The 12,438-nt window shown below is 66.6% G+C and carries 15 protein-coding genes; 2 read left to right on the top strand and 13 right to left on the bottom strand.

From position 1 onward, the window contains the following. Window positions 1-57: 57 nt before the first annotated feature. Together ACODSU_RS02285 and ACODSU_RS02280 are read right to left on the bottom strand one after the other, a co-directional pair. Window positions 58-627 (bottom strand): cob(I)yrinic acid a,c-diamide adenosyltransferase, encoded by a 570-nt coding sequence (locus ACODSU_RS02285; protein WP_488839747.1) that lies wholly within the window; start codon window positions 625-627, stop codon window positions 58-60. Window positions 628-799: 172 nt separating this feature from the next. Continuing rightward, window positions 800-1,240 (bottom strand): hypothetical protein, encoded by a 441-nt coding sequence (locus tag ACODSU_RS02280; RefSeq protein WP_488839745.1) that lies wholly within the window; start codon window positions 1,238-1,240, stop codon window positions 800-802. A 331-nt stretch (window positions 1,241-1,571) separates the two neighbouring features. Between ACODSU_RS02280 and ACODSU_RS02275 the strand changes: the two genes are divergently transcribed. After that, a complete protein-coding gene (locus ACODSU_RS02275) occupies window positions 1,572-1,940 on the top strand; it encodes an EF-hand domain-containing protein (RefSeq protein WP_015011962.1) in 369 nt (122 codons plus the stop codon). A gap of 132 nt (window positions 1,941-2,072) precedes the next feature. Here the strand turns inward: ACODSU_RS02275 and ACODSU_RS02270 are convergent, their stop codons facing one another. From ACODSU_RS02270 to ACODSU_RS02220, 11 genes are all read right to left on the bottom strand, one after another. Next, on the bottom strand, window positions 2,073-2,867 hold the full coding sequence (locus ACODSU_RS02270) for an amino acid ABC transporter ATP-binding protein (protein ID WP_488839743.1): 795 nt from the start codon (window positions 2,865-2,867) through the stop codon (window positions 2,073-2,075). Beyond that, on the bottom strand, window positions 2,851-3,504 hold the full coding sequence (locus tag ACODSU_RS02265; protein WP_015011960.1) for an amino acid ABC transporter permease: 654 nt from the start codon (window positions 3,502-3,504) through the stop codon (window positions 2,851-2,853). Before ACODSU_RS02265 ends, ACODSU_RS02270 begins: the two co-directional genes overlap by 17 nt. A 273-nt stretch (window positions 3,505-3,777) precedes the next feature. Continuing rightward, window positions 3,778-4,452 (bottom strand): amino acid ABC transporter permease, encoded by a 675-nt coding sequence (locus ACODSU_RS02260; RefSeq protein WP_488839740.1) that lies wholly within the window; start codon window positions 4,450-4,452, stop codon window positions 3,778-3,780. Window positions 4,453-4,520: 68 nt separating this feature from the next. Next, window positions 4,521-5,342 (bottom strand): transporter substrate-binding domain-containing protein, encoded by an 822-nt coding sequence (locus ACODSU_RS02255; RefSeq protein WP_488839738.1) that lies wholly within the window; start codon window positions 5,340-5,342, stop codon window positions 4,521-4,523. Further along, window positions 5,339-6,133 carry a GntR family transcriptional regulator gene (locus ACODSU_RS02250; protein WP_309827615.1) on the bottom strand — a complete coding sequence of 265 codons (795 nt, stop codon included), beginning with the start codon at window positions 6,131-6,133 and terminating at the stop codon, window positions 5,339-5,341. The genes ACODSU_RS02255 and ACODSU_RS02250 overlap by 4 nt, the downstream gene beginning before the upstream one ends. 267 nt (window positions 6,134-6,400) lie before the next feature. Then, a complete protein-coding gene (locus ACODSU_RS02245; protein WP_488839736.1) occupies window positions 6,401-6,823 on the bottom strand; it encodes a DUF2752 domain-containing protein in 423 nt (140 codons plus the stop codon). A 13-nt stretch (window positions 6,824-6,836) separates the two neighbouring features. After that, on the bottom strand, window positions 6,837-7,130 hold the full coding sequence (locus tag ACODSU_RS02240; RefSeq protein WP_488839734.1) for a hypothetical protein: 294 nt from the start codon (window positions 7,128-7,130) through the stop codon (window positions 6,837-6,839). Between the two features lie 9 nt (window positions 7,131-7,139). Continuing rightward, a complete protein-coding gene (locus ACODSU_RS02235; RefSeq protein ID WP_488839732.1) occupies window positions 7,140-7,409 on the bottom strand; it encodes a hypothetical protein in 270 nt (89 codons plus the stop codon). A 109-nt stretch (window positions 7,410-7,518) separates the two neighbouring features. Beyond that, window positions 7,519-9,027: a carboxylesterase/lipase family protein gene (locus tag ACODSU_RS02230; RefSeq protein ID WP_488839730.1), complete on the bottom strand. Its 1,509-nt coding sequence runs from the start codon at window positions 9,025-9,027 to the stop codon at window positions 7,519-7,521. After that, a complete protein-coding gene (locus ACODSU_RS02225) occupies window positions 9,024-10,022 on the bottom strand; it encodes a Bug family tripartite tricarboxylate transporter substrate binding protein (protein ID WP_488839728.1) in 999 nt (332 codons plus the stop codon). The genes ACODSU_RS02230 and ACODSU_RS02225 overlap by 4 nt, the downstream gene beginning before the upstream one ends. 98 nt (window positions 10,023-10,120) lie before the next feature. Then, window positions 10,121-10,798, bottom strand: coding sequence for a TetR family transcriptional regulator (locus ACODSU_RS02220; protein WP_488839726.1), 678 nt, complete (start codon window positions 10,796-10,798; stop codon window positions 10,121-10,123). 171 nt (window positions 10,799-10,969) lie between these two features. Here ACODSU_RS02220 and ACODSU_RS02215 point away from each other — a divergent pair, with 171 nt between their 5' ends. Then, window positions 10,970-12,394 carry an FAD-binding oxidoreductase gene (locus ACODSU_RS02215; protein ID WP_060987008.1) on the top strand — a complete coding sequence of 475 codons (1,425 nt, stop codon included), beginning with the start codon at window positions 10,970-10,972 and terminating at the stop codon, window positions 12,392-12,394. The last annotated feature ends 44 nt before the right edge of the window (window positions 12,395-12,438 follow it).

Raw genomic sequence — 12,438 nt, 5'->3', positions numbered from 1 at the left:
AGGTGTTTTTTGATGAAATCGACCCCAAGCGCTAGATGAATATGCGCTGCCTGCTATTTATTCAGTAGCATTCTGCTGCGCCAAGCGCTCGCTTTTCCAGTACACGTCATCCCCGCCATCCATGCGGTTGAGCACGCGGGCCAGCACGAACATCAGGTCGGAGAGGCGGTTGAGGTACTGGCGTGGCGCGTCGTTCAGCGCCTCTTCGTTGCCCAAGGCGACGACGGCGCGTTCAGCGCGGCGGGCCACGGTGCGGCAGATGTGGGCTTGCGATGCGGCGCGCGTGCCTGCGGGCAGGATGAACTCCTGCAGGCGCGGCAGCGCGGCGTTGTGGCGGGCCAGGGCTTCGTCCAGTGCCAGCACGGCTTCGGCCTTGAGCAATTCAAAGCCCGGGATCGACAGCTCGCCGCCCAGGTTGAACAGCTGGTGCTGCACCTCGACCAGCAGGGTGCGGACTTCATCGGGCATGGGCTCGCACAGCAGCAGGCCAATGTGGGAGTTGAGTTCGTCCACATCGCCCATCGCGTGGATGCGCAAGCTGTTCTTGGAGACGCGCTGGTTGTTGCCCAAGCCGGTGGTGCCGGCGTCGCCGGTGCGCGTGGCGATCTGTGAAAGTCGGTTGGCCATGTGAATGGATGCGGGTCAGCGAACGGAAGATGCCGGATTGTCCCCCGAGCGGCCATCCCCCTTTTGCCGGCACGGTCGAGACGCCAAAGCGCCCCTGCGCGGCGGGACGCAGGGGCGCTTTGGCGTGGGACTGGAGTCCCTACAGGTGGCGGCCCAAAGCCGCTGGGGGTCGTCAGTGGGTTGCCGACGTACGGTTCAATTTATCGATGTCTGCCGTGGACACGCCCGTGTTGGTGGGCTGCATCTGGTTCCAGGCCAGTGCGTGGTAGGCATCCCATTCAGCCCGCGACACCATGCCGTCGCCATTGGTGTCCATCAGCCGCGCGTTCACGCGCATATCGGCCTTGGCAGCGGCCTTGCCGCCGGCTGCGCTGGGGTTGATCTCTGCCACGGGGGCTGCACGGCCATTGCCGGCAGCGGGATCAGCGGGAGCCGCTGCGCTGCGGCTGGCGCGTTGGTCGACCTTGTTCTGCGCCGCAGAGGCTGCCACACCACCCGATGCCGTGGGGTTCACTTCAGAGGGTGGGCGGGCGGTGTTGTTGGCAGGTGCCTGGGCCAGTGCGGCGGTACAGGCGAAGGCAGCGAGTGCGGCGAGAACGGTTTGCTTTTGCATGGAATGGCTCCTTGGTGGAAGTTGAACAACAGCATCCCGAAGGACACATGCAATTCATTGTTGGAAGGAGTGCGGGCAGACGCTGTAGGACACGCACGGGCCTGCCGGTCATCCCCCCATCGTCCCGGCGCGTAGGGCGCAGCGCAGAACGAGGCCCTGGTTTGCGCCTACTTTTGGCTACATCCGCAGCGCGCTCAGACACAAAACACGGCCGCCGCGTTACACAGCGCAGGCAAATGTAGAGGGAGGCAACAGCAGGCAAGAGTGCTGGCGTGGGGCCGCTGGCTGCGGTGCAATGCAAGCCTGTTCAACTTCAAAGGAGCTTCGCTTCATGAAAGCACTGCAACGACGCAACTACTCGTTCGACACCCGCAGCGTGATGCTCTTCGCCGCGCTCTCCCTGGGGGGTGTGGGTGCCCTGCAGGCACAGACCTCCTCCTCTTCCTCTCCTCCCCAATTCGGCCCTGCGAGCAAGAGCACTGCACAGTCAGGCTCAGGTTTTTCGGTGGGGCCCAGCAGTGGCGGCGTCTCCACCGCTGCCGCTGCCGCCTTTGACAAGGCCGACAGCAACAAGGACGGCCAGTTGAGCGCACAAGAGGCCGCTACGCTGCCAGCCATCAGTCAACGTTTCAAGGAACTCGATACGGACAAGAACGGATCGCTGTCCCGCGCAGAATTTGACAAGGGGGTGCAGTCCTGATCCTGCCCCCCCGCTTGCCTGCCCTGAGCCAGAGGCCTGAGTAGGCGCAACTACCAAAATGCAAAGCCTGCCCGCGCTGGAACTCCAGGGCGCGGGCAGGCCTTTGTGCGTACGAACAGCGACAGATCGATTTCAGTCGTGCAGCGACGACAAAAACTGCTGCAGTTCCGGCGTCTGCGGGCTGCCAAACAGCTGAGCAGGTGCGCCCTGCTCATGCACCCGCCCCTGGTGCATGAAGATCACGCGGTCGCTCACCTTGCGGGCAAACGCCATCTCGTGCGTGACCATCATCAGCGTCATGCCTTCCTGCGCCAGCGACTCGACCACGCGCAGCACTTCGCCCACGAGTTCTGGGTCCAGCGCCGAGGTGATCTCGTCGCACAGCAGCACCTGCGGCTCCATGGCCAGCGCGCGGGCTATGGCCACGCGCTGCTGCTGGCCGCCAGAGAGCTGGTCGGGCATGGCGTCAAACTTCTCGGCCAGACCCACACGCTGCAGCAACTGGCGCGCCTGCGCCTCGGCGGCCTTGGCATCACGCGCCTTCACCAGCGTGGGCGCCAGCATGATGTTGCGGCCCACGCTGAGGTGCGGAAACAGGTTGAAGCTCTGGAAGATCATGCCCACCTGCTGGCGCAGCGCGCGCATGGCCGTGGGGCTGTCGTGCAGCAGCTTCTGGCCGTTGACGCTGAGCGCGCCTTCCTGGAACTCTTCCAGCCCGTTCACACAGCGCAGCAGCGTGCTCTTGCCCGAGCCGCTCTTGCCGATGATGGCAATCACCTCGCCGCGCTGCACCTTGAGGTCAATGCCCTTGAGCACTTCGTTGCTGCCGTAGGACTTGCGCAGGGCGGTGATGTCCACGATGGGGGGCTCGCCCACCACGATGCCATCGTGCGCGGGGACCGGGGTGGTTTCAACGGCGGTTGCCATGGAGTTTCCTTTCAAGCGATTGCGCCACCAGGCTCACGGGGAAGCACAGGGCAAAGTACAGCAGCGCCACGCAGGCGTAGACGAGGAAGGGCTGGTAGGTGGCGTTGGAAATCATGCTGCCCGCCTTGGTCAGCTCGACAAAGCCGATGACCGAGGCCAGCGCCGTGCCCTTGATCACCTGCACCAGAAAGCCCACCGTGGGCGGCACCGCAATGCGCAGCGCCTGCGGCAGCACCACATGGCGCAGCTGCTCGCCAAAGTTGAGCGCCAGGCTCTGCGCCGCCTCCCACTGGCCCTTGGGAATGGACGCCACGCAGCCGCGCCAGATCTCGGTGAGGTAGGCGCTGGTGTAGAGCGTGAGCGCCACCGCAGCGGCCGTCCACGGCGAGGTCTTGATGCCGAACAGCGCAATGCCAAAGTACGCGAGGAATAGCTGCATGAGCAGCGGCGTGCCCTGGAACACCTGCACATAGGCGCCCACCGCGCGGTCCACGCCACGCAGCTTGGACAGGCGCAGCACCAGCAGCACCAGGCCTACCAGGCCACCACCGATGAAGGCGATGAGGGACAGGGACACCGTCCAGCGCGCTGCGAGCAGCAGGTTGCGCAGGATGTCCCACAGGGAAAATTCAACCATGATAAGAACGTGTTTACCGCTTATTCGATGCCGCGTTGGCGCGCAATCGGGATGAGTGGATGTTTCGGATGCGCCGCATGGGCTCGCGCCCATGCAAGCAGTCGGGGCGTCCAATCGCCCGATTTCGCTCCAACCCTTCGGGCAAGTGCCTTGCCGGGCGGTCTGCGGCGTTGCGGCGCTTGTTGATAGCCGAGCTATCAACAGCGCACCGCGCCTTGCACCCCATCCCGGCAAGGCACTTGCGCGGCTTCGAATAAGCGGTAAACACGTTCTTTACCTCCCCACCAAAAAACGCGCCCCCACCCACATCAGCAGGCGGCGGGTCAACATGGACAGCACCAGGTACACCGCCGTGGCCAAGATGAACGCCTCGAACGCGCGGAAGGTGTTGCTGGAGATGAGGTTGGCGGCGTAGCTCAGCTCGGGCGTGGAGATCTGCCCGCACACGGCCGATCCCAGCATCACAATGATGATCTGGCTGACCATGGCGGGCCACACCTTTTGCAGCGCCGGCGGCAGCACCACACGGCGGAAGGTCTGGCCTGGCGTAAGCGCCAGGCTGTGTGCGGCCTCAATCTGGCCACGGGGCGTGGCCTCGATGCCCGCGCGGATGATCTCGGCCGAATAAGCGCCCAGGTTGATCACCATGGCCAGCACCGACGCGAACTCGGGCGAGAGCTTGAGCCCCAGCGCCGGCAGGCCAAAGAACAGGAAGAACAGCTGCACGATGAAGGGCGTGTTGCGCACCAGCTCCACATAGCTGGCCACGGCCCAGCGCAGCGCAGTGGGCCGGTGGCCCAGGTTGCGCGCACGCGCCCAGGCGCAGGCCGTGCCCAGCAGCAGGCCCAGCACGGTGCCCACAATGGTGAGGCCAATGGTCCAGACCACGCCGCGCACCAGCAACGGCCACGACGCGAGGACGGCAGAAAAATCGAGCGCAATCAGCATGCTTGTGCCCTGCGCCGCTTGTCGCGCCGCAGGCCCTTGAGTTTCAGTAATTCATCCTGTGCTCCACATCACAGGGGCAGGTCGCCCGCAGGGCGGCCCAGCCACTTGCTGGACAGCTTGTCGATGTCGCCCGACTTGCGCGCCTCGGCAATGATTTCATTCACGCGCAGGCGCAGCTTGTCTTCGCCCTTGGCCACGCCGATGAAGTTGGGGCTGTCCTTGAGCAGCAGCTTGTATTCGGTCTGCAGGTTGGGGTTTTTGACCATGATGGTGCCCGCCGTCGATGCACTGGTGGCAATGGCCTGCGTCTGGCCCGACACAAAGGCCGCAATGCTGGCGGCGTGGTCTTCAAAGCGCTTCAAGTCGACGCCGGGGGGCGCGACCTTGGCCAGCTCCTGGTCTTCCATCGCGCCGCGCGTCACGGCCACCGTCTTGCCCGCCAGGTCGGCAAAGCTCTTGATGTTCAGGCTCTTGCTCGCAAACACGGCCTGGAAGAACGGCGCGTAGGCGGCGGTGAAGTCGATCACCTTCTCGCGCTCGGAGTTCTTGCCCAGCGTGGAGATCACCAGGTCGGCCTTCTGCGTTTGCAGGTAGGGGATGCGGTTGGCGCTGGTCACGGGGATCAGCTCGACCTTCACGCCCAGCTTGGTGCCGATGTAGTTGGCCATCTCCACGTCCAGCCCCTGGGGTTTGAGGTCCGTGCCGACAAAGCCGTAGGGCGGGTAGTCGGTGGGAATGGCGATCTTGATTTCCTTGGCCTTGAGGATGTTGTCCAGCGCGTTCTGCGCGTGGGCGGCAGGTGCCATCAGGGCCGCTGCGAGGCCGGTGGCGACAAGCACGCCCAGGGTCAGGCGGCGGGTGGACGAAGTGACGGTGCGGACGGTGGTCATAGCAGGGCTCCTAGGTAGGTGGATGGGTCGGCAGGTGCGTCTGGGTCAGACGCTGGGGGGATGGAACTGGGGGCTGCGCGGGGCTTGCGCGCGCGGACTGTTGGGGTGGCCTGAGCGGGGCTTTTGCGCACCGGCGCCAGCGCATCGCGTAGCCCGGCCAGCGGGTCACTGCTGGCCTGCAGGCGCAGGGCCGACTGCACGGTGCCGATGTGCTCGGACATGAGTGCCTCGGCGCCGGCAATGTCTCCCGCTTCCAGCGCCTCGACGATGCGCACATGGTCGGCACAGCTCTGCGCCGCATCGTGCGATGACTGGTAGAGCATGGCAATGAGCGTGGTGCGCGCCGTGAAGTCGCGCAGCGTGTCGGCCAGCAGGCTGTTGCCCAGGCATTCAGCCAGGCACACATGGAAGTCCCCCAGCAAGAAGCTGCGCATGCCCACATCGGTGCCCGCCAACGCGGCCTTTTCGCGTTGCAGATGGCTCTTGAGCTGGCGCAGCGCCGTCTTGTCCACCACCTTGAGCTGGTGCAGCAGGCCCAGCTCGATCACGCGGCGCGCCTCGAAGGCCTCGCGCGCTTCGTCTTGCGACGGCTCGATCACATACCAGCCGCGCCGGGCGCTGACGGTGACGATGCCCCGCGTGGCCAGCCGCGTGAGCGCCTCGCGCACGATGGTGCGGCTGCAGTCGAACAGCATGGCCAGCTGCTGCTCGCCCAGGCGGGAGCCGGGCGCGAGCTTTTGCGCCATCACGGCTTCGATGATGCGGTTGCTAATCTCGGTGGCGGTGGTCATTGCCTGCGGTATCGCAGGTTCCGTGCCAACTGGTATACAAGCTCAATGCACCAGCCTGGCGCACGGAGGCTGTGCACCATAGGGGCGGCCTGCCCCGCAACGATGCACAGGACTGCACTAGGTAGATACCAGGGGATACTGGTGCATGGATGTGGTGCAGCCCCCGGCGCGGGCAGGCCGCTCACTGCGTACTACGCCCCAACGGCCACAAAACGCTGTCGCTTTTGTCCAGAGGGAAACAACAAAGCCCTCAGGGCCAGCAAGACGTTAGGCGAGCCCGGTCAGGCGCAAGGCCCAGGACACCGCCAGCCCACCGCCCACTGCGGCCAACACCGCTGGGTGCCACCAAGGCCAGCGCGCCACGCGGCGGCGGCCTTGGGCGCCTTCGACCACCGCCTGGCCCGCCAGCAGCACCAGCCACAGCAACAACACCAGCGCGCCCGGGCTGGCGGCCCAGGCGGCCGCCCAATCGCCCTGGACCAGGGCTGCACAGGCATGGGTGCCGCCGCACAGCGGGCAGGGCATGCCCGTCAGCGCGCGAAACCCGCAACCCACGCCCAGCCCATCCTGCCCCAGCCACCAGGGTGTGGCGGCCATGGCCAGCGGCCAGCCCAGGCCGAACATCAGCCGCAGCCGCCGCGCGCTCCTATCCAGCGGCTGCCAGGAGGGCGTGCCGCCCGCCGGCACCACGGCGGGTCCGGGGTCAGAGGGGAGGCAATGCGACCGGTTCATCGCCCACCAATTGGCGTGCCATGTAGTACGAGCCGATGGTGGACAGCGGCAGCGTCAGCAGCGCGCCCACCCAGCACAGCAGAAAGCCCAGCGAGCCCACGATGCCCAGCACCAGCGAGCAGAAGAAGGCCGAGCCCAAGTTCTTGGTCACGATACTCCAGGCCTGGCTGAAAGCGGCCACACCGTCGCGCTCACCGCGCGCCACCAGAAACAACGCCACCGGGGGCAGCGCCATGATCAGCAGGCCGGGAATGAAACACAGCATGAAGCCCAGCTACACGACCAGCGAGCTGATGAGCCCCGCCACAAACGCGGGCACAAAGTCATCAAAGCCCCGAAAGACATCGCCGATCTGCACCGCTTCGCCGCGCGTCTCGCGCTCGATCATGCGCATGTAGCCCACCATCATGGGCCCGGCCAACAGGCCCGCGCTGATGCCGGCGACCACCATCACCAGCAAGGTGCAAACCACATGGGTGAGCACGTTTTTCTTGAAGGTGCCCCAGGCACCCGACAGGCAATCTCCCACACTGGCTGAAGCCATGGCAATCCCTCTCTCTGTAGTTGGTTGGTCGCGCACAAGCGCCGGCCCAGTGTAGCGAGCCAGCTGCTGCTGTGGTACCCCCTGGCGAGGGATCCCAGTGAGCGGATCGCTACAGCACGCCCTCCCACAGCGCGAACCGCTCAGGCTGCGTGTGGGGCGCACAGAACAGTGTCTCGCCCACATACTCGACCGGCGGCTGTGCGCCGGCATACGGCGCCCATCCAGGGTGGCCATCCCGCGCAAACGCCACCCAGCGCTGCTGAAGCGCCTCGGCCAGCACAGCGGGCGGCGTCGGCCCCGTGAGTTCCTGCCCTGTGGGCGTGTGGAGATTGCCGAACACAAACGGCAGCTCCACACCGTGCGCTGCGCCCAAGCGCCCGCGCCACTGCGGCGAGGGCCAGGTGAACTCATAGCCATAGGCGCTGCGGGCCCAGCGGCTGGCCAGCGCGGCAATGCGCTGCGCGGGCACGCGGTAGTAGTAGTCGGATTGCAGAGCGCACAGCCACTCGCCAGGCGTTTGCTGCGCGGGTGGCAGCATGTTTCGCAGGGCCTGTGCGGCGGAGGCCTTCAAGCCCACGTCCTGCGCAAAGGCATGGACCTGCGCCTCTGTCACCCGGTCAATGGCACCGCCGGGCACGTGGTACAGGCGCATCTCCTGCGCGTTGCTGCCCACCAGCACCTGCAGGTCGGGCGGCTGGTCGGCCCACTGCTGTGCAAGTGCCTCCACGGGCGGTGCGGTGAGCACTTGGCCATCGACCACGGGCCGCAGGGGAAAAAAGTTGCGTCCGCCCAGCCCGTGATGTTGCCGCAGGGCAGGCTCGGAGGCCAGCCGGTGTACGGCGTGCAGCACAGCAGCCGGCTGCGCAGCGCCCAGTGCGGCCAGGGTGGGCTCCACACCCGCCAGCACGGCCACGGCATGGCGCCCCGCAGCGGCCTCCTGCAAGGTCTGGCAGGCGACGCTGGGGCTTTGCAGAATGGCGCGCTGGAACAACCCCCGAGAAGCGGGCATGCCCATCAGGCAGGCCAAGGCCCCGGCACCGGCCGACTGGCCGAACACCGTGGTGCGCCCCGCATCTCCGCCCCAGGCGTGGATATGGTCGCGCACCCACTGCAGTGCCATCAGCAGGTCCAGCAGGCCGCGATTGGCGGGCGCAGCGTGCTCCTCGCCCTCGAAGTGTAAAAACCCGTCAATGCCCAGCCGGTACTGCACCGACACCAGCACCACGCCGCGCCGCGCCAGCGCTGCCCCGTCATACAGCGGCTCGCTGGCCGCGCCGCGAAAGAAGCCTCCGCCATGCACCCAAACCATGACGGGCAGGTGGGCTCCTGGCTCGACGGTTGGCGCCCACACATTGACCGCCAGGCAGTCGTCGCCCCCCAGCATGGGCGCATCGGCACGCGCGGTGCGGGCCAGCTGTGGTGCCATGGGCGCAAACGCGGTGGCATCGCGCACACCAGACCACGGCAATGTGGGCAACGGCGCCGCAAACCGCAGCGCGCCGCGTGGCGCTTGCGCGTACGGCATGCCACGGAACACACGCACGCCCTCCTCCCACAGGCCGCGCAGTTGCCCACCATGGGCCAGCGTGACCTGAGGCTCTGCAGTGCCCGCCGTCATTCCGTGGCCAGGCCCAGCTTGTCGATCAGCGGGCGCCACACGGCCGCATCACGCGCCGCCCAGGTGCGCGCATCGGCAGGTGCGGTGGCAGTGAGCGTGACGTTCATGGCTTCAAGGCGAGCCTTGTACTGCGAATCGCCACCCCGACACTTCTCAGTGACCGCATTGAGCCGGTTCAGCAACTCGGGGGGCGTGCCGGCCTTGGCCACCACGGCAATCCACGCGGGCCGCGCCAGGTCGCTGGCAGCGGGCAAGGCTTCGGCGATGGTCGGCACATCGGGCAGCAACGGGGAGCGCTGCGCACCAAACAGTGCCAGCGGCACCAGCTTGCCCGCCTTGACCTGCGCAGCCGCCGTGCCAATCACCAGCGTCATCGCGTGGATCTGCTGGCCCATGAGCGCGGTGAGGCCCGCGCCCTCGCCCACAAAGGGCACATGGGTGCCAGGCACGCCCAGCTTTTCGATGAGCGCAGAGGTCAGCAGGTGCGCTGGGCTGCCCTTGCCCGGCGAACCGAAGTTGATACCGCCCGGCGTGGAGCGCGCCAGCTTCTGCAGATCCGCCAAGCTGGCAATGCCCTGCCCCGCTGGCACGGCCAGCACCAGCGGCGATGTGCCCAGCACCGCCACGCCATCAAAGTCGCGCTGCGGATCGTAAGGCTGCTGCTTGTAGACGTAGGGCGTGATGGTCATCTGCGACATGCCGATGCTCATCAGGTTGTAGCCATCTGCAGGCTGGGCCTTGAGGTAGTTGACGGCCAGGATGCCGTTGGCCCCGGGCTTGTTCTGCACCACCACGGGTTGGCCCAGCTCGCGCGCGGCGCAATCAGCCCACACGCGGGTCATCGCGTCCGAGCCGCTGCCCGGCGGCTGCTGAGCGATGAGCTGGATGGGTTTCGCCGGGTAGGCTGCGGGCTGCTGCGCCTGGGCGCTGCCAGCAGCGCAGGCCAGTGCGGCGAGCGCGAGGAGGCGCGGTGCGCGCGTAGAGGCTGAGGTCATGGTGTGTCTCCTGTTGATGTTTTCTGCGTGGGGCGCCCGGGTTGAGTAACGTGCAGGCGGGAGATGCCGCACACCCCACGGGCAGACAAAGAGGGGCGTCAGCGGCGGCGTGTGCGCGCCTTTGGAGGCACAGCAGCGGCTTCGCACCGGGTGGCGATCCAGTCGGCCAGGCAGTCCAGTTGCGCCTGCTGGGCGGCATCGGGCACGGTGGGCGGTGCGGGGGCAAACAGCTGCAGCAGCCCGAGCCCGCGCAGCGACGACAGCACCAGGCCCAGCAGGCCATCGCGGTCGGTGGCTGCCGCCAGTTCGGGGAAGGCTTCAAAAAAGCCTTCGTGCATGCGCGCCTGCACGCTCTGGCGCAGCTCGGCAATGTGACCCAGCACCTCGGGCTGGTTGCGACAGCCCAGGTAGATGTTCCAGGCCACGATAAAGCGCGGCTGCGCATAGACCAGGCTCCACACGGCCTGCACAAACTTTGCCGCCCGCTCGCGCGCTGGCAGCGCCGGGCTGGGCCAAAGCTCGCCCGAGCGCACGGTGGACTCGATCAGCTCGCTCAGCACATTCATCATCAGCACCGCCTTCGACTCGAAGTGGTGCTGCACCGCGCCCGAGGTCATGCCCGCCGACTTGGCCAGCTCGTGGATGGACATCTCCTCCAGGCTGCGGTGCTGGATCACCTCGATGGCCGTGGCAATCAGGTGCTGGCGGGTGGCGGCACTGCGCTCGGCATGCGTGCGGCGCACGGCTACTGCCTTGGGGGAAACACGGTGGTTCATGGCGCTTTCACAATATACATTTCAAACGTAATGTATTTAGCCCCACCTGCCCACACAAGCCCGTGAATACCCGCATTCGCCTTCGGGGCCCCGCTGGGCAGCTTTGCGCCTATTGGCAAGCCCGAACCTAGAATGCCTTTCACGCCCACACTGCCATCCCGGAGACACACCATGAACGCCCCTACCGCTGCCGCCCACCTGCTGCCCGAAATCCAACTGCGCGACGTGCCCCAGGCCCTCATCGATGCACTGCAGGCCCGCTTCGGCGCGCAGTGCTCGCTGGCCCAGGCCGTGCGCGAGCAGCACGGGCGCGACGAGGGCTCGCTGCAGGCCCCGCCGCCCAGCGCCGTGGTGTTTGCCGAAAGCACGCAAGATGTGGCCGACGCGGTCAAGCTGGCCAGCCAGTACGACGTGCCCGTGATCCCCTACGGCGCGGGCTCGTCGCTCGAAGGCCACCTGCTGGCCGTGCAGGGCGGCATCAGCATCGATGTGAGCCGCATGAACCAGGTGCTCAGCATCAACGCCGAAGACCTCACCGTGACGGTGCAGCCCGGCATCACGCGCAAGCAGCTCAACGAAGCCATTAAGGACACGGGCCTGTTCTTCCCCATCGACCCTGGCGCTGATGCCAGCATTGGCGGCATGAGCGCCACGCGCGCCAGCGGCACCAACGCCGTGCGCTACGGCACCATGCGCGAGAACGTGCTGGCGCTGGAGGTGGTGACCGCCAGCGGCGAAGTCATCCACACCGGCACCCGCGCCAAGAAAAGCAGCGCGGGCTACGACCTCACGCGCCTGATGGTGGGCAGCGAAGGCACGCTGGGCATCATGACCGAGATCACCGTGCGCCTGTACCCGCTGCCCGAAGCGGTGAGCGCCGCCATCTGCTCCTTCCCCAGCATCGAAGCGGCCGTGCGCACCACCATCCAGATCATCCAGATCGGCGTGCCGATTGCGCGCGTGGAACTCATCGACCACCACACCGTGCGCATGGTGAACGCGCACAGCAAGCTGACCCTGCGCGAGGAACCCATGCTGCTGATGGAGTTCCACGGCTCGCCCGCCAGCGTGAAAGAACAGGCCGAGATGGTGCAAGACATTGCCAGCGAATTTGGCGGCCAGGCCTTTGAATGGGCCAGCACGCCCGAAGAACGCACGCGCCTGTGGACCGCGCGGCACAACGCCTACTTTGCCGCCGTGCAAAGCCGCCCCGGCTGCCGCGCCATCAGCACCGACACCTGCGTGCCCATCAGCCGCCTGGCCGACTGCCTGCTCGAATCGGTGGACGAGGTCGAAGCCAGCGGCATCCCCTACTTCCTCGTCGGCCACGTGGGCGACGGCAACTTCCACTTCGGCTACCTCATCGACCCGAACAGCGCCGAGGAACGCACCAAGGCCGAAGCCATGAACCACACCCTGGTGGCCCGGGCCCTGAGCATGGGCGGCACCTGCACCGGTGAGCATGGTGTGGGCATCCACAAGATGGGCTTCTTGCTGGACGAAACCGGCACCGGCGCGGTGGACATGATGCGCGCCATCAAACGCGCGCTGGACCCGAAGAACATCCTGAACCCCGGCAAGATTTTTGCGATGTGAGGGCATGGGGCCGTCCCCCGGGACGGCGGAACCCATGGCCGATC

The sequence above is a fragment of the Acidovorax sp. FG48 genome, from assembly GCF_057809085.1.
The sequence above is the reverse complement of the archived record's forward strand: the minus strand, read 5'-3'. Positions and strand labels throughout refer to the sequence as shown.

Bases quoted from the DNA above. Each gene is read 5' to 3' on its own strand.
- ACODSU_RS02220 (WP_488839726.1), bottom strand. From the start codon at position 10,798: ATGAACCACCGTGTTTCCCCCAAGGCAGTAGCCGTGCGCCGCACGCAT.
- ACODSU_RS02255 (WP_488839738.1), bottom strand. From the start codon at position 5,342: ATGACCACCGTCCGCACCGTCACTTCGTCCACCCGCCGCCTGACCCTG.
- ACODSU_RS02225 (WP_488839728.1), bottom strand. From the start codon at position 10,022: ATGACCTCAGCCTCTACGCGCGCACCGCGCCTCCTCGCGCTCGCCGCA.
- ACODSU_RS02265 (WP_015011960.1), bottom strand. From the start codon at position 3,504: ATGGTTGAATTTTCCCTGTGGGACATCCTGCGCAACCTGCTGCTCGCA.
- ACODSU_RS02260 (WP_488839740.1), bottom strand. From the start codon at position 4,452: ATGCTGATTGCGCTCGATTTTTCTGCCGTCCTCGCGTCGTGGCCGTTG.
- ACODSU_RS02280 (WP_488839745.1), bottom strand. From the start codon at position 1,240: ATGCAAAAGCAAACCGTTCTCGCCGCACTCGCTGCCTTCGCCTGTACC.
- ACODSU_RS02235 (WP_488839732.1), bottom strand. From the start codon at position 7,409: ATGGCTTCAGCCAGTGTGGGAGATTGCCTGTCGGGTGCCTGGGGCACC.
- ACODSU_RS02215 (WP_060987008.1), top strand. From the start codon at position 10,970: ATGAACGCCCCTACCGCTGCCGCCCACCTGCTGCCCGAAATCCAACTG.
- ACODSU_RS02285 (WP_488839747.1), bottom strand. From the start codon at position 627: ATGGCCAACCGACTTTCACAGATCGCCACGCGCACCGGCGACGCCGGC.
- ACODSU_RS02230 (WP_488839730.1), bottom strand. From the start codon at position 9,027: ATGACGGCGGGCACTGCAGAGCCTCAGGTCACGCTGGCCCATGGTGGG.
- ACODSU_RS02240 (WP_488839734.1), bottom strand. From the start codon at position 7,130: ATGCTGTGTTTCATTCCCGGCCTGCTGATCATGGCGCTGCCCCCGGTG.
- ACODSU_RS02250 (WP_309827615.1), bottom strand. From the start codon at position 6,133: ATGACCACCGCCACCGAGATTAGCAACCGCATCATCGAAGCCGTGATG.
- ACODSU_RS02275 (WP_015011962.1), top strand. From the start codon at position 1,572: ATGAAAGCACTGCAACGACGCAACTACTCGTTCGACACCCGCAGCGTG.
- ACODSU_RS02270 (WP_488839743.1), bottom strand. From the start codon at position 2,867: ATGGCAACCGCCGTTGAAACCACCCCGGTCCCCGCGCACGATGGCATC.